An 18,455-nucleotide genomic window follows, 5' to 3' on the forward strand; every position below is an offset into this window, starting at 1 on the left:
CTCTCCCCGCAAGGGTCTACCTCCGTAAGAACGAGGAACTCGGTGGACCCTGAAGGAGGCAGCCATGCGCCGTATGCAGAAGCCCCTGAAGAGGAAGTCGGACACCCGTCGGGTCCGTGAGGAGGCCGACGAGCGCCCCTCGGGACGACCCGAGGTCCGCAAGGACATCGCCCGGACCTGGTGGCCGGACGGCTGAGACGCCCTGCCGGTCGCACAAGACACAGACGGAAGACACGGACGCGTCAGGCAAGCCGCTTGCGGTAGTGGACGCGGTCGTACGGCCCGTCCACGCGACGCTCGACGACCTCGTAGCCGTACTTCGGGTAGATCTTCTGGTTCTCCCACATCAGCGCGTTCGTGTAGAGCCTGACCTCGGCCAGGCCCAGCGCACCCGCGTGTGCGTCCACGAAGTGCAGCAGCCGTCGCCCTACGCCCTGCCCCTGGGCGTCGGGGTGGACGGCGATGTTGTCGACGTACAGGTGGTCCTCGTACGCCTCGACCACGACGAGCCCGACCACGCGCCCCGTGCCGGGTTCCTCCGTGACGAACACCTTCCCCTCGGCCACGTACGCCGCGTGGTCCCGCTCCATGGGCTGCGGCACTCTGCCGATCCGCTCGATGTAGTGGTGGTAGGCGGCATCGGTGACGGCTTTGACGGCCGGTACGTCGGCGGCGACGGCGGGCCGGATCCCCTGATCGGTCATGGCTGGAACCGTACCTACCTGATCTCCGCCTGAGCACTCCCTTAAGGCGGCCCTAAAGATCGCCTGGAACCCCCTGCGACAGGCGAATTCACGGTTTCTTGGATCCGGCACTCATCAGTTTCGGTTCCGAGGAGATCCCCCATGCCCGCACGCCGCAAGGCCGCCACCGTCGCCGCCCTCGGCCTGACCCCGCTGGCCCTGACCGCCCTCGCCACCTCCCCCGCGTCGGCGCACGGTTCGATGGGCGACCCGGTCAGCCGGGTGTCCCAGTGCTACGCGGAGGGCCCGGAGAGCCCCAAGTCCGACGCGTGCAAGGCGGCGGTCGCGGCGGGCGGCACCCAGGCCCTCTACGACTGGAACGGCATACGCATCGGCAACGCGGCCGGCCGGCACCAGGAGCTGATCCCGGACGGCAAGCTGTGCAGCGCCGACAGCGAGGAGTTCAAGGGCCTCGACCTGGCCCGCGCCGACTGGCCGGCGACGAGCGTGAGCAGTGGGTCGTACACCTTCAAGTACCGCGTCACCGCCCCGCACAAGGGCACCTTCAAGGTCTACGTCACCAAGGCGGGCTACGACCCGACGAAGCCGCTGGCCTGGTCCGACCTGGACCTGGCGAACCCGGTGGCGACGGCCACCGACCCGGCGGCGTCGGGCGGCTTCTACACGTTCTCCGGCACCCTGCCCGAGCGCTCCGGCAAGCAGCTGCTGTACGCGGTCTGGCAGCGCTCGGACAGCCCGGAGGCGTTCTACTCCTGCTCGGACGTGACCTTCGGCGGCGGCGAGGGCAACGGTGACTCCGACGGCGGTGGCGGCGGGGGCGAGGTCACCGCGGCCCCGAGCGCCTCCGCGCCCTCGGAGGAGCAGATCGAGGACGGTGCCGACCAGTCGACGGTCGAGCACAACGGCCACGGCGACCAGGACGCCAGTACGTCGGCGGAGCCGGCCGCTGCGGCCGAGGAGGCGCAGTCCGCCACCCCGGCCAACCGGCCGAAGGCCGCCGGTGCCACCGAGAACCTCGCCGAGACCGGCGGGGACAGCGGCACGGCGTATCTCGCGATGGGCGGTGCGGCGACCCTGGCGCTGGGTTCGGCGGTCCTGTTCGCGTCGGTGCGCAGGCGGGCGGCGGCCGGTGGCGGCCGGCACGGCCGCTGAGCCGAGGCTCGACCGCCCCGGTACTCCGGGGCCTGACCGGCGGCTCAGGCCGGTCAGGCCCCGGCGGATGTTCCGCGCCTACCGCTCTCAACCGATCGCAGACGCGCAGGTGGTGGGGGTCGCGCGGGCCGGGTCGAGCGCGTTGGCCACCTCATGGAAGGCGATCCGGTCGGTCAGGCCGATGAGCGCGTGCTCGGACAGGTCGACCGCGCACAGGTCCTGGATCAGGACGTTCTTCACGTCGGGCCCGTTCAGGAACTGAGTCCGGTACGGCGTGACCACCTCGTCGTACTTGGTGGCGATGACCGTGTAGCGGACGCCGGGGACGGTGTCGCCGCCGGCGTTGAGCCTGGTCATGAACTCGGAGCCGGCGACCTGCTGGGCGAGGGCGGGGATGGCGGTGGACAGCAGGTCCTCGGCGCCGGGGAAGTACGGCAGCAGGTTGGCCAGCCCGGACAGCGTGGTGCCGTGGTTGTTGGGCGCGATGCCGACGAGGGCGTTCACCTTGGCGGCGCCGCCGAGGAACTTGACGTAGTAGCGGGGCATCATGCCGCCCTGCGAGTGGCCCACGAGGTCGGCCTCGGCGGCGCCGGTCGCGGCGAGCACCTTGTCGACATGGGCGGAGAGTTGCTCCGCCGACTTGTCGATGGGGCCGAGGGCGTGGAAGAACGGGACACCCGGCAGCTGGCCGTAGTCGAGGGAGAAGACGCAGTAGCCCCGGTTCTTCAGATAGGGGGCGAGGGCCAGCCAGTTGTCGACGGAGTTCGCGAAGGTGCCGTGCACGAGGACGACGGGGCGGGGATGGGCGGCGGACGGTTTGCAGGAGTAGTCGTTCCAACCGCTGCTCGCGGTCGCCGTCGTCTCGGCCGCCTGGGCGGTGGTGGCGGGGACGACGGCGACCGCGGCGGTCAGCAGCAGCGCGGCCAGGGGTCTGAGCGCTCGTTTCCAGGGCAGCATCGTGTGATCTCCTTGCGGCTCAAGGGAGGTGCGACGGCCTTACGCCCTGTGATCCGGATCACGAGGATGCTGTTCACTCGTCAAGTTACGGGCGAGTAGGAGAAGTGTGAAGTTACGCGTCAGTAAAAACTTCCAGTGATAGTCGCCGACGGCCGGAGACGGATCACCGCCACTGACGAACCGTCACCAGGAGGGCCTGATGGGCCCATTGGGCGCGATGCGCAGCAACTGCGCGAGCAGCGCCCGGACTTCACCCTCCCCCAGCAGATCGCCCCACGTCCGCACGGCGTCCGCGGCCGCCTCCTCGGCCGCCCGGGCGCAGGCCCACCCCCGTTCGGTCAGCACGACCAGCCGGGCACGCGCATCCCCGGGATGCGGCCGCCGCTCGGCGTACCCCTTGCGCACGATCTCGTCGACGAGCTGACTCGCCGCCTGCTTGGTCACGCCGAGGTGGACGGCGAGGTCGGTGACCGTCGCGCCGCCCGGGGCCAGTCGCGCGAACGCGAACCCGTGCACGGGCCGCAGCCCTTCGAAGCCCCGGTCGACCACGCCGTCATGGATGCGTTGCGTGAGCTCACCGGCGACGGCGAGCAGGGCGGCGGACAGGGCCATGGCTTCGGAGTTGTGCACGCAGGCATTGAAACACCCTTGACTGATTGGTCAAGCTGCTTGACCATCTAAGGAGCTACATGGTCAAGCAGCTTGACCATTCCCGGCCGACAGCGATCACCAGGAGGCACCGATGCCCGTAGTCCGCGCGTCCGAAGCCGTCACCCACGAAATCCACGGCGCCCGCTTCATCTCGTACGCGACCCCCGGCACCGGCAGCAAGGAGCTCTGCGCCTGGCGCGGCGAGATCCCGGCCGGCACCAAGGCTCCCGCGCACACCGTCAGCCGCGAGGAGATCCTCCATCTGCTCGACGGCGAGCTGCTGGTCACGCTGGACGGCCGCACCGAGGAGATCCGCTCAGGCGACACTCTGATCATCAACCCCGGCGCGACCCTGACCATCGAGAACCAGGCCGACCGCACCGCCGTCACCTGGGTCACCACGTCCATAGGCCTGACGGCGGAGCTGGCCGACGGCACGCGCATCACGCCGCCGTGGGCCAACTGAGCCCTGCTCGGCGAGCGGATCGAACGCGGGCCGGTACGGGGCCTGCTCGGCGGGGCCGAGACCCTCGGCGCGCAGGGCGAGGGCGCGGACGCGGGCGGGCCGCAGGTCGAGGGCGTCGTACAGGGCGTACGCCGCACCGGTCAGCGCCGCCGAGCGGGCCGTCGGTGCCGTCAGGGTGTGACTGTGGACCGTCGGGGCGCTGTCGGTACGGCGGACGGTGAGGGTCAGGGTGCGGCAGACCTTGTCCAGGGCGCGCAGCCGGGCACCCAGCTCCTCGGCGGCCGAGAGCAGGGCGCGGCGGTGCCGCTCGGGGTCCGACTCGTCACGGGCGAGGGGGCGTTCGGTGGCCAGCGAGCGCGATACGGCGTTCGGGACGACCCGGCCCCGGTCGATCCCGCTCGCCTTCTCCCGCAGCTCGCGCCCGGCCCTCGCGCCGACCAGGCGCTGGAGCGTGGAAAGGGGCGCGGCGGCGACCCGGCCGAGGGTGTCGAGGCCGTGCTCACCCAGGGTGCGGGCGGTCGCGGCGCCCACGCCGGGCAGCGCGTCGACGGGCTTCCCGCAGAGGAACTCCGCGACGGCGTCCGGCTCCTGGGGCACGGCACACGTCTCGCCGGGCCGCGCGTCCCGCAGCGCGACGCGGGCCAGCGTCGGCCCCGGCCCTGCGCCGATCGCGCAGTCGACCCCGTGGTGGGCGAGGGCACGCGTCCGGATCACCGACGCCAGCTCGACCGCGCCGCGCCCGAAGTGCCGCTCGGCGCACCGCAGATCGGCCAGCGCCCCGTCCGGCGGCAGCGCCTCCACGACCGGCGTGAAGTCCTCGAGTAACCCGAGCAGTCCCGGCAGGACCGCCGCCTCGCCCGTCGGCGGCAGCTGGAAACGTATGCAGAGGATGGTCATCCCGCACTCCCGGGCTCTGGTGCCACGACTTCCACGACTTCCACAACTTTCGTACCTGTGAAGGCACTTGACCCGCGGTCGCGGATCGGCCCACGGGTTCGGTTCGTATCCCGCGGGCATTTGGATTCACCCGACCTCGCAGGCGGCGTCAGGGGACGGCGTTCTGGGCGCACGTGATCAGTCCGCCAGCGTCGCGGGCCGTACGGCCTGTGGTCCGAAGCGTCGGCGGGCGCGGTCCGCGGCGACTTCGGCCGCGCGGGCCCGGGCATCGGCGGGATCCAGGGAGAGCTGCCAGTAGGCGCTCTCGGCCGGCAGCAGTCCGTCGGCGCGGATCGCGTAGGCGCGGACTCTCGCCCGTTGCAGGCCGAGGCCGGCCAGCAGTCCCAGGGCGGTCGCGGCGAGGGCGGGCGAGTGGTCGGTGGGCTGCGGCAGCGCACGCGTGCGCGTGCTGGAGCTTCGGTCGGCGTACCGCACCGTCAGACTCAGCCGACTCGCGATCTGCCTTTCCCCGCGCAGACGTTGGCCCAGCTGTTCGGCAAGTCCCAGCACCGCGCGGTGATGCCGTGCGGGGTCGAGGCAGTCCCGCTCCAGCACCAGGTCGGCGGTCAGGTGCTCGGCCGGTTCCGCGGGAGTGACCGGGCGGGGGTCGTGGCCGCGGGCGCGTTCGGCCAGCAGCCGTGCCTGGCCCGCGCCGAGGAGCCGCTGCAGGGTCGCCGGGGGCAGGTCGCCGAGCTGGCCGATGGTGTGCAGACCGTATCTGCCGAGCGTCGACGCCGTGGCGCGGCCGATGCCGGGCAGCGCGGTGACCGGGCGCGGGTGGAGCCAGTCGGCGGCCCGCTCGGCGGGAACCCAGGTGGTCTCGCCCGGCGCGGAGGCATCGGCCGCCATCGCCGCCAGCATCCGGTTGTTCGCGAGGCCGGCGCTGCAGTCGATGCCGTGGAGGAGCTTCAGTCTCATCATCGTCGTCTGGACCATGTCGTAGGGAGAGAGGTCGAAGTACCTGAGCGCCGACGTCAGGTCGAGCTGGACGGCGTCGGGCGGGACGGCCTGCACATGAGGCGTGACACCGCACATCAGTTCGATTATGTCACCGTACTCATCCTCGGTCAGCGCGGCGTGCAGATGGAGATGGGCAATGTGCCGCTGCCGCGCACTCATCCCACTCATCCCACTCATCCCTCTTGTTCCGCCTGTCTCACTCATCTGGCCCGTACCCCTTATTCCGCTCATCCCGCGCTCCCGGAGCTTCGATGGCCGAACTTCTTCAGGTCGGCGGAACGGGTTCCGGCGGGCTGGAGGTCGGCGTACGGATGCAGCCGTGCGCCCGCGGTACCGTCGGCCAGGGTGCGCTGCGGCTGGGCGGGGGTCGGGTGCGGGCGGCTCTCGCCGAGGAGGGCGAGCGCGGCCTCGGGGCCGTTGTCGCGGCGGGCGGCGGCGATCTCGTCCAGGTCCCAGGCCATGGTGCCGACGACGGTACGGCGGGTACCGCGCACCTGGACCGTGCCCCGCACCAGCAGCAGCCCGCTGTGGAAGACGGTGTGCGCGCAGGCCGGGTGGGAGTCCTCGAAGAAGGCCAGGTCGACCAGCCCGGACCCGTCCTCCAGGGTGACGAAGATGATCCGCTTGCCACTGGCGATCGGCGGCGTCTGAGTCGATGCCCGTACCCCGGCCACGAGCACCTGCTGCCCTGCCCGCATCCCGGCCAGATGCGCCGCGTCGGTCGCGCCGATCTCGCGCAGCAGCCGGTGGTGGTGCTCCATCAGATGCTTGGAGACATCGATGCCGAGGGTGCTCAGCTCGGCGCTCAGCGCCTCCCGGCCGGTCATCTCCGGCAGCCCGCTCGGCTCCGCCCCGCCGACCGCGCCCGCCACGATGGGCAGTTGGCCCTCGTGCGCGGACCGGTTCCGGGACTGGCGATGCAGCTCCGCGATCTGGAGCAGCAGGTCACGCCGGGTGAGCCGGCCGTCGTGCAGACAGTCCAGGGCGCCGATCTCCGCGAGACGCTCGGCGACCGGCCTGCTGGGACGGCCCCGCTGCCAGAAGTCCGACAGCGATCCGTACGGCTGGCTCTCCTCGATCCGCGCGCACTCGTCCTCACTGATGCCGTGCACCGCGGCCAACGCGATCCGCACCCCCCACTGGTCCCCGTCGGCCTTCTCCACGGTGTGCCGCACCCGGGAACGGTTGATGTCGACGGGCAGGACCTGTACGCCGCCCCGCCGGGCGTCGGCGACGAGCACGCGCTTGGGCCACATCCCGGGATCGTGTTCGAGCAGGCCGGCCAGCAGGAACGCCGGATAGTGCGCCTTGAGCCAGGCACTCTGCAGCGCCGGTACGGCGAAGGCGACCGCGTGCGCGCGACAGAAGCCGTACGCCCCGAAGGCCTCGACGGTCTTCCAGACCTCGTCCCGCACGGCCGCGCTGTAGCCACGCGCGCGTGCCCGCTCGTGGAACCAGTCCCGGATCCTGGGCAGTTGCTCCTTCTCGCCGAGGGCCCGCCGGGTGATCTCCGCGAAGGCCCGGTCGCAGCCGGTCATCACATGCAGCGTCTCGATGATCTGCTCGTGCCAGATCGTCACGCCGTAGGTGTCGGCGAGCACCGGCTCCAGGTCCGGATGGGCATACGACGGCGTGCCACCATGGCGCGCGGCGATGTACCGCTCGGGCATACCGCCGGCGACCGGCCCGGGCCGGAAGAGACTGATGTCGGCGATGACGTCCTGCACGTCGCGCGGCTGCAACCGGGACAGCAGATCCTGCTGACCGGGCGACTCCAGCTGGAACAGACCCAGGGTCTGACTCTCCTGGATGAGCTTGAAGGCGAAGACGTCGTCGAGCGGCACCTGCTCGGGGTCGTCCAGGTCGATGCGATCGCCCGTGGTCCGTTCGATCTCGGCGACGGCATGGGCCATGGCGGACTGCATCCGCACCCCCAGCACATCGAGTTTGATGTTGCCCAGCGCCTCGATCTCCTCCTTCGCGGCCATGGCCATGGGGTAGTCGCCCTGCGGGGTGGGCTGCACCGGCAGCCGGTCCAGGAGGGTGGCGTCGCTGATGACCACGCCGCAGGGGTGCATGGCCATGCCGTGGACCAGGGAGTCGAGGCCCTCGGCGAGTTCCCACAGGGGCCCGTACCGGCCCGCCTCGCCCGCCAGCTGCCGCAGTTCGGGCAGTTCGGCGAGCGCGCCGGTGATGTCGGCGGCCCGCAGATGCGGGAAGCTCTTGGCGATCCGGTCGACCTCCGCGGGCGCGATCCCCAGCGCGAGGCCGGTGTCCCTCAGTGCCCGGCGCGCCCGGTAGGTCTCGGGCATCGCGGTGACCGCCACCCGCTCCTTGCCGAACCGTTCGAAGATCGTGTCGTAGCACTCCAGCCGGCGGGCGGACTCCACGTCGATGTCGATGTCGGGCAACGACTCCCGGCGCCTGCTCAGGAACCGTTCGAACAGAAGACGGTGGTCGAGCGGGTTGGCGGTGGCGATGTCCAGGGCGTGGCAGACCATCGATCCGGCGCCGGAGCCGCGGGCCGCGACCCGGATGCCCTTGGCCCGGATGTCGGCCACGACCTGGCCGATGGCGAGGAAGTACGCGTCGTAGTTCCAGTGGGAGATGACGGCGAGCTCCTCGTCCAGCCGGTCGAGTGCCGCCCGGTCGCGGTCGAGGCCGCGTCGGACCATGCCCTCTTCGCACCTCAGGCGCAGCAGTCGGGCCGCACCACCCGCTCCCGGCCCGGCGCCGAAGAGTGACGGTTCCGGAAGGTGCGGTGTGCCTAGACCGAGGTCCGCTCGGGGGTCGACATTGCACCCCGCAGCCGTATCCACGGTGTCCGCCATGAGGCGGCGGGCCCGGCGGACATCGGTTCCGGCGCACTCGGCGACCATCCGCGCGACGACCGCCATCCCCCGCTCGCCCTTGAGCCAGCGCTGACCACTGTCCAGGTGACGCCGGTCGATGGGGCGCAGCAGCCGGGCGGCGTCCAGGACGTCAGCGAGTCGGTGCTGTACGGGATCGGCGTAGCGGACGGCGTTGGAGAGCACCGCGGTGGTGCGGGTGCGGTCGGCCAGGGCCAGCGTCCGGGCGGCCAGCCGAAGCGATCCCGCCCCCATGCCAAAACGTTTCTGCGCCACTACCTCCAGCCTGACCCCCCTCCCGAAGACCTCCCGCCACGGCGCCAGCAGCTTCACCGCGACATCCTCCCGCCCCACCGACAACGCCCGCACCGGCTCCGAGAGCGGCCCGAGCAACACCATCAGCCCGGGACCGCCGTACTCGCGCAGCGCCTCCCACGGCACCACCGGCGGCGTACCGGACAGAGCACCCTCGTGCGCCGCCGAGGTGATACGGCACAGCCGCGCCCACCCCGCCCGGTCCTCGGCGAGCAGCACGAACCGAAGCGGCGGCTCGACGACGTACGCACCACCGCGTGCGGGAGTACGGCGGCGCCGACCGGGTGGCGGAGGCGCGAGAGCCTCCACGGCCAGATCGATCCCGAAGACCGGCCGGACCCCCTCCTTCGCACATGCCTGCGCGAACCGCACAGCCCCGGTGACCGTGTCCCGGTCGGTGAGCGCGAGCGCGGCCATACCCCGCTCGGCCGCCCGCCGGGCGAGCTGCTCGGGATGGGAGGCCCCGTAGCGGGCGGAGTAACCGGACGCGACGTGCACGTGGGCGAAACCCGCCATGCCGCACCTCCATCACTCCACCCCTTTTAAGCCATAAGCCCGATATGTTCATCGTACTCGCGTTCGATTACTCTAACCCCATCAGCCCCGGTCAGCGACCCACATTCGAACACGTCATCGATTCCTCAAGGTGTGAGCGGCGATCGGAACAAGCCCCACCCCGCCAGCTCCCCAGCCCCCGAGAGCAGTTGAGGAAGCGCACGGAAACGGAACACCCGTACGACATCCATTCGGCCGCCCCCCGCCTGCACAACCCCCACAGGCCCCAGACCGTGGGGGCATGACGCAGACCACCGGCGCCGACACCTCCGGCAGCCCCTTCCTCGCCGAAGTGAAGGACGCAGTCACTCCACGAGCCACCCTGCTCGTGACCGGCGTGGTGATCCTCCATCTGCTCTTCATCGCCTCCTATGTGGGCGCACTCCACGACCCGAAGCCCAAGGACGTGCCCTTCGGGGTCGTGGCACCCCAGGTCGCCGCCCAGCAGACGGTGACCCGGCTGGCGAACCTCCCCGGCGACCCGCTGAACCCACGCGCACTGCCCGACGCGGCGACAGCCCGCGCACAGATCCTGAATCGCGACATCGACGGCGCCCTGCTGATCAACCCGAGCGGCACCACCGACACCCTCCTGGTCGCCACCGGCGGCGGAAGGGTGCTGGCCACCACCCTGGAGAACCTCGTATCCGCACTGGAGAAGTCCGAGGCACGCACCCTCCGCACCATCGACGCGGCCCCGGCCGACCCACAGGACGCCAACGGACTCTCGTCCTTCTACCTGACCGTCGGCTGGTGCGTGGGCGGCTACCTGTGCGCGTCGATCATGACGATCAGCTCCGGCGCCGGCCGCCCCACACCCAGACGCTCGGTGATCCGGCTCATCGCCATGGCCCTGGTCGCGATCGTCGGCGGCCTCGGCGGCGCACTGATCGTGGGCCCCGTCCTCAACGCCCTACCGGGCAGCATCGCCGCCCTCTGGGGCCTCGGCGCCCTGATCATCTTCGCGGTGGGCGCGGCCACACTCGCCTTCCAGGCCATCTTCGGCATGGCCGGTATCGGCCTGGTCATCCTGATCATCGTCATCCTGGGCAACCCGAGCGCCGGCGGCGCCCTCCCACCCCCACTGCTCCCACCGTTCTGGAGAGACATCGGCCCAGCCCTGCCACCCGGCGCGGGAACATGGGCAACACGCTCGATCGCCTACTTCAACGGCAACGACATGACCAGCGCACTGCTGGTGCTGTCGGCGTGGGCGGCAGCAGGGATCGTAGTCACACTCCTGGCGGCGACCCTGCGAGCGGGCGGCAGCACATCCAAGGCGCCGCAGGCGGCAAAGACCCTCTGAGGCGCACCCCCGCAGCGCGGCACCCCCGCAGCGCGGCACCCGCGTACGGCGGCAAGGGGACGCGTCGGGGGGTGTCCGCCCGCAGTGGCCGGCGTCAACACGCAGCACCTCCCGGCCTAAGTCCAGCCGCCGGTCCGAGGACGGACACCCCCCGACGCGGCCCCGACCCACAACAAAACGCAAGGCGCTACACGCACCCCCACCGAGGCCGCACAGGCGCCGCAGGCACAGACGCGCGCCCCCACCGAACCCACGCCCCCCACATGCGAAAGCCCCGCCCCTCACACGCAGGGGCGGGACTCCACGAACCGACGAACGAACCGTCAGCCGATCTCGGTACCCGTGGCAGACAGCGCCTCGGTCACCGGCTGGAAGAACGTCTCCCCACCGGAGGTGCAGTCACCGCTACCACCAGAGGTGAGGCCGATCGCCTTGTCACCGGAGAACAGCGACCCGCCACTGTCACCGGGCTCGGCGCAGACGTCGGTCTGGATCAGCCCGTTGACGATGTCGCCGTTGCCGTAGTTCACCGTGGCGTCGAGCCCGGTGACCTTGCCGTCATGCACCTGGGTGGTCGACCCGCTGCGGGTGACCTCCATGCCGACGGTGGCCTCGGCGGCGCCGCTGATGGCCTGCGAGGAGCCGTTGTAGAGGTTGACCTCACTCGGGTGGTCGACCTCGGCGGTGTACTTCACCAGCCCGTAGTCGTTGTCCGGGAAGCTGGACGTCTCGTTGGTGCCGATCTGGTTGCCGCTGGAGTCGGACCAGTCCGTGATGCCCTCGGTGCAGTGCCCGGCGGTCAGGAAGAACGGCTCGCCACCCTTGACGACGTTGAAGCCGAGCGAGCAACGGCCACTGCCACCGGTGATGGCGTCACCACCCGCGATGAAGGGCTTGAACTCCCCCTTCGTGCGCTGGAGCTCGGCCTTGGCACCGAGCCCGTCGACGACCTCGGTCAGCTTGGCCAGCTCGGCCTTGGAGACCGTGCGGTCGGCGGTGACGACGACCTTGTTGGTCGTGGGGTCGGTCGCCCATGAGGTACCGGGAATGGTCGCGTCCGACTTCAGCGTCGCACGCGCGCTCTTCAGCTCGGCGAGCGAGTTCTCGACGACCCGCGCCTTGGCGCCGGCCGCCTCGACGGCGTCGGCAGCGGCCTCGTCGAGGACGTTCACCACAAGGCTCTTGGCCTGCGCGTCGTAGTAGGTACCCGCGGCATCGGCGCCGAGGTCCTTGGCGAGCGTCGAGGCGAGCTTTCCGGCCGCGCCGACCGACAGGGTCTTGAGCGCGGGCGCCTCGGGCGTCTCACTCGCGTTCGCAGTCTGCAAGGTCACTCCCGCGGCCACCAGTGCGGCGATGCCCGCACCTGCCACGGCTGCACGCCGCTTGGGTATGCGTCGGTGCTTCAACTTACGTCCTCCTGTGGGGGGTCGGCCCGAGAGGTTGTGGGGACCTCGCCGGACCGGAAGGCGTACGGCTTCGGGGGCGGTGCACAACAAAAGCCGCACCCGCGCCGGTTGAACAACGCTCACTATTCCGAGGCCCACAGGGAGCGCACAAGGTCGACTTCCGGACGCGCGTAGAACACGGTTGCACGCCCCCCTCGTCTTGACCGTGCACAGTCACGCGGGGCCTCTTCGCACAGCAAACACCGCAAGCGAGCGAACCATACGCAACGCGTTAGGTCTACTCCTGTCTTGAAATCGACCCTCCGGGATCCAAATCCAAGCGCGGCTCAAGGGGCGGAAGTTCTTCCTGCACGGCCCGAGACTCGGCCCGCACCCCGGCCCGAGACTCGGCGGACGGGGCCCGCTGCGCACCGGCGACCTCCCCCGGTACCTGCGCCCCTTTCTCCAGAAACCGCAACAACTCCACCGGAATCGGAAGCACCAACGTGGAGTTCTTCTCGGCCGCCACCGCCATCACCGTCTGCAGCAGCCGCAACTGAAGAGCCGCGGGCGCATCGGCCATCTGATGCGCCGCCTCCGCCAGCTTCTTCGAGGCCTGGAGCTCCGCGTCGGCGTTGATCACCCTCGCCCGCCGCTCCCGGTCGGCCTCGGCCTGCCGGGCCATCGACCGCTTCATGGTCTCGGGCAGCGACACGTCCTTGATGTCCACCCGGTCGATGGTCACGCCCCACTCCACCGCCGGGCTGTCGATCATCAACTCCAGCCCCTGGTTGAGTTTTTCCCGGTTGGACAGCAAATCGTCCAGTTCGCTCTTGCCGATGATCGACCGCAGCGACGTCTGCGCCATCTGCGAGACCGCGAACCGGTAGTCCTCCACCCGCACGACCGCCTCGGCCGGCGAGGTCACCTTGAAGTAGACGACGGCGTCGACCCGCACGGTGACGTTGTCCCGCGTGATGCCCTCCTGCGCGGGCACGGGCATCGTCACGATCTGCATGTTCACCTTGCGCAGCTTGTCGACACCCGGAACGATCATGGTGAACCCGGGCCCGCGCACCTGTGACCGGAGCTTCCCGAGGCGGAAGACCACGCCCCGTTCGTACTGTTTGACGACCCGCGCGGCCGCCGCCAGATACACCACACCGGCGGACGCGAGCGTCACTCCTGCCGCCACCAGCTCCTCGACCATCACCGACCCCCAGGGTCCGACGTGGGCGCGTTACAGGCGAGTAGGGCCTGTACGTCGACGGTAACCCCGCGGCGCGACCAAGGGCGAGCCCCCGCACGACAGTTGCGTGCGGGGGCTCGCATGCTGCCGGCCGCAGTTCAGGCCGTACAGGTGCCGATGTCCGGCTGAGTGTCAGCAGGCGCCGAACGTCAGTAGACGCTCACGCCGTACGCGCTGAGGGCCTCGGTGACCGGCTGGAAGAAGGTCGTGCCACCGGAGCTGCAGTTGCCGCTGCCGCCGGAGGTCAGACCGTAAGCGGTGCCGTTGCTGCCGTACAGCGAGCCGCCGGAGTCGCCGGGCTCGGCGCAGACGGTGGTCTGGATGAGACCGCCGACGACGTCGCCGCCGCCGTAGTTGACGGTCGCGTTCAGGGCGGTGACCCGGCCGCTGTGCGTACCGGTGGTGGAGCCGTCGCGGATGACGGTGGTGCCCACGCTCGGCGTGGCCGCGCGGGTGATGTCGACGCCGTTCGCGGTGCCGGGCCGGCTGACGGAACCGGAGTAGCGCACGATGCCGTAGTCGTTGCCCGGGAAGCTGGAGCCGGCGGTCGAGCCGATGACCTGGGTGCGGCCGGAGTTGGAGTACCAGGTGCCCGCACCGTCGGTGCAGTGGCCGGCCGTCAGGAAGTACTGGTTGCCGCTGCTGTCCTGGACGTTGAAGCCGAGCGAGCAGCGCCAGCTACTCGCATAGATGGCGTCGCCGCCCTGGATGAACTTGCTGAACTTGCCCGCGGTGCGCTTGATCGTGAGCGCGTCGGCGTTGGAGCCGGCCTGCTCCTTGATCTTCGCGATCTCCGCCTGGGAGACCGTGGAGTCGACGGTCACCGTGACGCGGTTGGTCTTGCTGTCGACCGCCCAGGCGGTGCCCGGGATGTCGGCCTTCAGCACCGAGCCGCTGGCGCTCTTGAGCTCGGCGGCGCTGAAGGTGGTGGAGGTGTCGGCGGCGGTCGCGTTGGGGATCGCGATCGCGGCTGCGGCCACGAGGCCGGAGGAGACGGCGATCAGCCGGGTCCGTCTCGTAATGCCACTGCGGGGGATGGTGCGCTTGATCCTCACTTTTCGTTCCCTCCAAGGGAAGTCGGGGGCCCGCGTGGGGTGGGGCCCGTGAGGCGCAGTCAGCGGGCCACATGTCCGGATTTCGAACACGCCGTGCCCCTGACAAGCGCTGAGGGGGAGTATTCGGCCGAACGACCGGTAGCCGCAAGGGCGCCTTTCGGCCGTCAACCGTTGAACGATCTGCGTGAATTGGCCGCTCCTGCCCCGGTCAGCGCGCTCCCTTCAAAAGCCCGGCACGTCTCCGCAGCAAGGTCGAGGGGACGGGGGCGTACGCCCCCGCGCCCTCACACACCAGCACAACCAGCCGACGCGCCCCATACGCCACCCGCGCCCGCCTCACCGGCCCTGAGCACAACTCCGTCACCATCGGCCACCCATGCCCCGGGGATGTCCGGAAGTCGCCGCTGCTTCCACAAACCGTCAGCAGCCGTCGCAGGGGCAGCAGCAGCCGCAGTCGCCGCAGTCACAGTCACGGCAGCAGCCCTCGCGCTTCTTGCGGGACCAGGGCCCCTCGTACTCCTTCGCGCAGCACAACTTGCAGGTGCAGCACAGCAGCCAGAACATCCCGCAGCCGGCCCAGAACCCACGCCGTCCCTTCGGCGGCTGCGGGGCCGGCCCACCACCGAACCCGCCGAAGCCACCACCGCCGCCACCGGCACCGCCCCCGCCGAGCGCTCCGCCACCCCCGGCGTACGGGTTCCCTCCGGCGTACGGATTCTGCGGTGCCCCGTACGGCCCCTGCCCCTGACCCGGCCCATGCCCATGCCCATGCCCATGCCCATGCCCATGCCCATGCTGCGGCGGCTGCCCATAGGGCCCCGGCCCCGGCTGGTGCGACGCGCACATGGGCGCCGTGCCGAACGCGCGGTCCACCGAGCGCCGCAGCTCGTGCACGAGCAGCAGGTGCGCGAGCCCGGCGCCCGTGCTGTGTTTTTCTGGGGAGACCCCAGACCCCCAGGCGACCTCGCGCAGCGCCAGCCGCACCCCGTGCACGGCGTCGTCGGCGAGCCGTCGCGCCTCGGTGAGCGAGGTCCCGGTCGCGGTGAGCGGGTTCCACGCACCCGCCTCGGCGTCGGCCACCTGGTCCTCCACGGCGTCCAGGAGGTGCGCCAGCCGGCCGAAGAGGCGCCCGGCCTCGGCGAGCGGCACGGCGTTGTGCGGCCGTCCGGCCAGGATCGCGGTGTGGGCGAAGGCCGCGGCGGTCGCCGTCTCGGTCGGTTCGGTCACCGTGAGGATCGGCGTCCCGGGCCCGGCGAGCGACTCGATTCCGACCTGCCGGTCCACGGCGTCGACGAGCACGGCGGTGTCGAACCCGACGGCCGAGCCGCTACGGGCACCCGCCGCGCCCCAGCCCGAGGCCACCCGGCGCGCGGCGAGCGCCAGCGGCCTGCGGGCCAGCAGCCCGTCCCCGTCGGCCACATGGTCCCGCACCTTGGCCGAGGCGAGCACCAGCGAGACGGCGGCGGCGAGCCGCGCGCCCTCACCCTGCGCGACGGACGCGGTCCGCATCCCGCGCAACGGGCACGGTCCCGCCGTGCGCCGCAGTCCGCTGTTCTGCTCGGCCTGAGCCTCCGTCAGAACGGAGATCAGCAGCCCGTCGTAGTTCGTCACGATCCGAGCGAACTGACCGTGGTCCCCGCGCAGTGAGAGGCACAGCCCGCACAAATGAGCCATCCACTGCCCGGTGAGGTTCTCTCCGAGTCGATGGCGACAGGGCCTGACGATTCCGAACACAACGTTCCCCCGAGGTTCTTACGACGTTCCTGCGACGCTGAGCTGCCGCATCGTACCGACCGGCGTACCGGTCGCGACGGCCGACTCGTTCACCCGTACGCACCCCGGCTCACCCATACGCCGCGAAGAATCATATTTCACTCACAGTCAGCAGCCGTACGTGGCATGCCCCTTGGGGGACACGGGCTCTCGACGGATTCGCTGTGCACCAGTACCGTCACAAACCCCCCGCGCGGCGTCTATCCACTTGGCACGACGTCCGCATCATGGATGACCATAGGGATGCGGAAGGCAGAAGAGACCGCTGTGAGAGGAGGCGTCCATGGGATCGGTACGCAAGGCGAGTGCCTGGCTGGGCCTCGTTGACGACAACGATGACGAGCGTTACTACGACGACGACTACTCCGAAGGGACCGAGTCCGGGGATGCCTGGGTCACCGACCCGCGGGTGAAGGTGGCCACGGACGTCGCCGAGGAGAAGGGCCGCCGTATCGGCACGGTCACCCCGGACAGCTTCCGGGACGCCCGCGCCATCGGCGAGCTGTTCCGGGACGGCGTCCCCGTCATCATGAACCTCACGGCCATGGAGCCCGCCGACGCCAAGCGGGTCGTCGACTTCGCGGCGGGGCTCATCTTCGGTCTGCGCGGCTCGATCGACCGCGTGTCCAACCGTGTGTTCCTGCTGACCCCGGCCGACACGGAGATCATCAACGGAGAGGCGTCCGCACACCGCACGGACGGCTTCTACAACCAGAGCTGAGGCAGGGCCGCTCACCGGCCCTGCCCCCTGGTGGGTCAGCGGAAGGCGTCGAGTCCGGTGAGCGCCTTGCCCAGCACGAGCTGGTGCATCTCGACGGTGCCCTCGTAGGTGAGCACCGATTCGAGGTTGGTCGCGTGCCGCATCACGGGATATTCGAGCGAGATCCCGTTGGCACCGAGGATCGTCCGGGACGTACGGCAGATGTCGATGGCCTCGCGGACGTTGTTGAGCTTGCCGAAGCTGACCTGCTCGGGACGCAGGCGGCCGGCGTCCATGCGCCGCCCCAGATGGTGGGCGAGCAGAATCCCCTTGTGCAGTTCGAGCGCCATGTCGGCGAGCTTGGCCTGGGTGAGCTGGAAGCCCCCGATCGGCCGGCCGAACTGCTCCCGCGACTTCGCGTAGTCGACAGCGGCCTCGAAACAGGACCGCGCCGCGCCCATGGCACCCCACACGATCCCGTACCGGGCGTGCGAGAGACAGCTGAGCGGCCCCTTGAGCCCGACGACCTCCGGCAGCACCGCATCGGCGGGCAGCCGTACGTCGTCCAGGACGAGCTCACTGGTGACGGAGGCGCGCAGTGACAGCTTGTGCTTGATCTCCGGGGCGGAGAACCCGGCACTGTCGGTCGGCACGACGAACCCGCGGATCCCCTCGTCGGTCTGCGCCCACACGACGGCGACCCCGGCGACGGACCCGTTGGTGATCCACATCTTCCGCCCGCCCAGCACCCAGTCGCCGCCGTCCCGCTTGGCGTACGTCCGCATGGAGGCCGGGTCGGAACCGTGGTCGGGCTCGGTCAGCCCGAAGCACCCGATGACCTCACCGGAGGCCATGCGGGGCAGCCACTGCTGCTTCTGCTCCTCGCTGCCGAACCGGTGAATGGCGTACATGGCGAGGGATCCCTGCACGGAGACGAGGGAGCGGATCCCGGAGTCGGCGGCCTCCAGTTCCAGACAGGCCAGCCCGTACTGCACGGCGGAGGCCCCGGCACACCCGTACCCGCTGAGCGACATCCCGAGGGCGCCGATCTCCCCCAGCTCCCGGGCCAGCTCACGAATCCCCGGCAGCTCGCCGGTCTCGTACCACTCGGCGACGTACGGCAGCACCCGATCCGCCGCCCAGTCCCGCACGGTGCTCCGGATCGCCAGGTCCTCGGGCTCCAGGAGGTCGTCGATACCGAGGGGGTCGGCGGGGTCGAACGGGGGCAACTTCGAGGACGCGGACATGGGAGACCTTCCGGCAGGGACGGAAAACTATCACCGCTAGTTACGACGAGGATGACGCTACGACGCGAGGTGCCTTGCGTCCAGTACCGCCCGAGGCCCACGCACAGCGCACGGCGAACGCGCCCCCCGGGGGGCGCCGTCACCTCGGACAGCCGCCGGCGGGCAACCGCCACGGGAGACGTGGGCAACCCCTAC

15 protein-coding genes and 1 pseudogene are annotated in these 18,455 nt (G+C 70.6%); 5 read left to right on the plus strand and 11 right to left on the minus strand.

Translation table 11 applies throughout. The features are described 5' to 3' along the window. The first annotated feature begins 64 nt into the window (after window positions 1-64). Complete coding sequence (locus EJ357_RS50195) at window positions 65-196, plus strand: hypothetical protein (protein ID WP_126390660.1); 132 nt, start codon at window positions 65-67, stop codon at window positions 194-196. Window positions 197-242: 46 nt separating this feature from the next. Here the strand turns inward: EJ357_RS50195 and EJ357_RS09870 are convergent, their stop codons facing one another. After that, window positions 243-704, minus strand: a complete 462-nt coding sequence (locus EJ357_RS09870) for a GNAT family N-acetyltransferase (protein ID WP_126390662.1) — start codon at window positions 702-704, stop codon at window positions 243-245. 141 nt (window positions 705-845) lie between these two features. Between EJ357_RS09870 and EJ357_RS09875 the strand changes: the two genes are divergently transcribed. Next, a complete protein-coding gene (locus EJ357_RS09875; protein WP_126390663.1) occupies window positions 846-1,856 on the plus strand; it encodes a lytic polysaccharide monooxygenase in 1,011 nt (336 codons plus the stop codon). 87 nt (window positions 1,857-1,943) lie between these two features. Here the strand turns inward: EJ357_RS09875 and EJ357_RS09880 are convergent, their stop codons facing one another. Continuing rightward, complete coding sequence (locus EJ357_RS09880; RefSeq protein ID WP_126390665.1) at window positions 1,944-2,813, minus strand: esterase/lipase family protein; 870 nt, start codon at window positions 2,811-2,813, stop codon at window positions 1,944-1,946. A 183-nt stretch (window positions 2,814-2,996) separates the two neighbouring features. Beyond that, complete coding sequence (locus EJ357_RS09885; RefSeq protein ID WP_126390667.1) at window positions 2,997-3,443, minus strand: MarR family winged helix-turn-helix transcriptional regulator; 447 nt, start codon at window positions 3,441-3,443, stop codon at window positions 2,997-2,999. Between the two features lie 112 nt (window positions 3,444-3,555). Between EJ357_RS09885 and EJ357_RS09890 the strand changes: the two are divergent. Further along, window positions 3,556-3,843: pseudogene (locus tag EJ357_RS09890) on the plus strand (cupin domain-containing protein); the annotation flags it as partial. Here EJ357_RS09890 and EJ357_RS09895 read toward each other — a convergent pair. From EJ357_RS09895 to EJ357_RS09905, 3 genes are all read right to left on the minus strand, one after another. Further along, window positions 3,781-4,827, minus strand: a complete 1,047-nt coding sequence (locus EJ357_RS09895) for a DNA polymerase Y family protein (protein WP_228473020.1) — start codon at window positions 4,825-4,827, stop codon at window positions 3,781-3,783. The pseudogene EJ357_RS09890 and the gene EJ357_RS09895 sit on opposite strands and share 63 nt — an antisense overlap. A gap of 177 nt (window positions 4,828-5,004) precedes the next feature. Next, complete coding sequence (locus EJ357_RS09900) at window positions 5,005-5,985, minus strand: DNA polymerase Y family protein (protein WP_126399332.1); 981 nt, start codon at window positions 5,983-5,985, stop codon at window positions 5,005-5,007. Window positions 5,986-6,053: 68 nt separating this feature from the next. Next, entirely contained in the window at window positions 6,054-9,506 is a 3,453-nt protein-coding gene (locus tag EJ357_RS09905) for a DNA polymerase III subunit alpha (RefSeq protein WP_126390671.1), read from the minus strand. 280 nt (window positions 9,507-9,786) lie between these two features. On the opposite strand from EJ357_RS09905, the gene EJ357_RS09910 reads away from it, so the two are divergent. Beyond that, entirely contained in the window at window positions 9,787-10,851 is a 1,065-nt protein-coding gene (locus EJ357_RS09910) for a DUF3533 domain-containing protein (protein WP_126390672.1), read from the plus strand. Between the two features lie 323 nt (window positions 10,852-11,174). Here EJ357_RS09910 and EJ357_RS09915 read toward each other — a convergent pair whose 3' ends face one another. From EJ357_RS09915 to EJ357_RS48200, 4 genes are all read right to left on the minus strand, one after another. Further along, window positions 11,175-12,257: a S1 family peptidase gene (locus EJ357_RS09915; RefSeq protein ID WP_126390674.1), complete on the minus strand. Its 1,083-nt coding sequence runs from the start codon at window positions 12,255-12,257 to the stop codon at window positions 11,175-11,177. A 277-nt stretch (window positions 12,258-12,534) separates the two neighbouring features. Further along, the gene (locus EJ357_RS09920; protein ID WP_126390676.1) at window positions 12,535-13,446 is read right to left on the minus strand and encodes a slipin family protein; all 912 of its coding nucleotides are present in this window, start codon (window positions 13,444-13,446) and stop codon (window positions 12,535-12,537) included. Between the two features lie 188 nt (window positions 13,447-13,634). Then, a complete protein-coding gene (locus EJ357_RS09925; protein WP_126390678.1) occupies window positions 13,635-14,540 on the minus strand; it encodes a S1 family peptidase in 906 nt (301 codons plus the stop codon). Window positions 14,541-14,960: 420 nt separating this feature from the next. Next, window positions 14,961-16,274 carry a DUF5685 family protein gene (locus EJ357_RS48200; RefSeq protein WP_175647349.1) on the minus strand — a complete coding sequence of 438 codons (1,314 nt, stop codon included), beginning with the start codon at window positions 16,272-16,274 and terminating at the stop codon, window positions 14,961-14,963. A gap of 322 nt (window positions 16,275-16,596) precedes the next feature. Here EJ357_RS48200 and EJ357_RS09940 point away from each other — a divergent pair, with 322 nt between their 5' ends. Then, a complete protein-coding gene (locus EJ357_RS09940; protein WP_126390682.1) occupies window positions 16,597-17,034 on the plus strand; it encodes a cell division protein SepF in 438 nt (145 codons plus the stop codon). Window positions 17,035-17,069: 35 nt separating this feature from the next. Here EJ357_RS09940 and EJ357_RS09945 read toward each other — a convergent pair whose 3' ends face one another. Next, a complete protein-coding gene (locus EJ357_RS09945; RefSeq protein ID WP_126390685.1) occupies window positions 17,070-18,260 on the minus strand; it encodes an acyl-CoA dehydrogenase family protein in 1,191 nt (396 codons plus the stop codon). Between the last annotated feature and the right edge of the window lie 195 nt (window positions 18,261-18,455).

The sequence above is a fragment of the Streptomyces cyaneochromogenes genome (assembly GCF_003963535.1).
GTDB classification, from domain to species: Bacteria; Actinomycetota; Actinomycetes; order Streptomycetales; family Streptomycetaceae; genus Streptomyces; species Streptomyces shaanxiensis.

Excerpts from the sequence above, each read along its gene's own strand:
- EJ357_RS50195 (WP_126390660.1), top strand. The coding sequence starts at position 65 with ATGCGCCGTATGCAGAAGCCCCTGAAGAGGAAGTCGGACACCCGTCGG.
- EJ357_RS09870 (WP_126390662.1), bottom strand. The coding sequence starts at position 704 with ATGACCGATCAGGGGATCCGGCCCGCCGTCGCCGCCGACGTACCGGCC.
- EJ357_RS09875 (WP_126390663.1), top strand. The coding sequence starts at position 846 with ATGCCCGCACGCCGCAAGGCCGCCACCGTCGCCGCCCTCGGCCTGACC.
- EJ357_RS09880 (WP_126390665.1), bottom strand. The coding sequence starts at position 2,813 with ATGCTGCCCTGGAAACGAGCGCTCAGACCCCTGGCCGCGCTGCTGCTG.
- EJ357_RS09895 (WP_228473020.1), bottom strand. The coding sequence starts at position 4,827 with ATGACCATCCTCTGCATACGTTTCCAGCTGCCGCCGACGGGCGAGGCG.
- EJ357_RS09900 (WP_126399332.1), bottom strand. The coding sequence starts at position 5,985 with ATGAGTGCGCGGCAGCGGCACATTGCCCATCTCCATCTGCACGCCGCG.
- EJ357_RS09905 (WP_126390671.1), bottom strand. The coding sequence starts at position 9,506 with ATGGCGGGTTTCGCCCACGTGCACGTCGCGTCCGGTTACTCCGCCCGC.
- EJ357_RS09910 (WP_126390672.1), top strand. The coding sequence starts at position 9,787 with ATGACGCAGACCACCGGCGCCGACACCTCCGGCAGCCCCTTCCTCGCC.
- EJ357_RS09920 (WP_126390676.1), bottom strand. The coding sequence starts at position 13,446 with ATGGTCGAGGAGCTGGTGGCGGCAGGAGTGACGCTCGCGTCCGCCGGT.
- EJ357_RS09940 (WP_126390682.1), top strand. The coding sequence starts at position 16,597 with ATGGGATCGGTACGCAAGGCGAGTGCCTGGCTGGGCCTCGTTGACGAC.
- EJ357_RS09945 (WP_126390685.1), bottom strand. The coding sequence starts at position 18,260 with ATGTCCGCGTCCTCGAAGTTGCCCCCGTTCGACCCCGCCGACCCCCTC.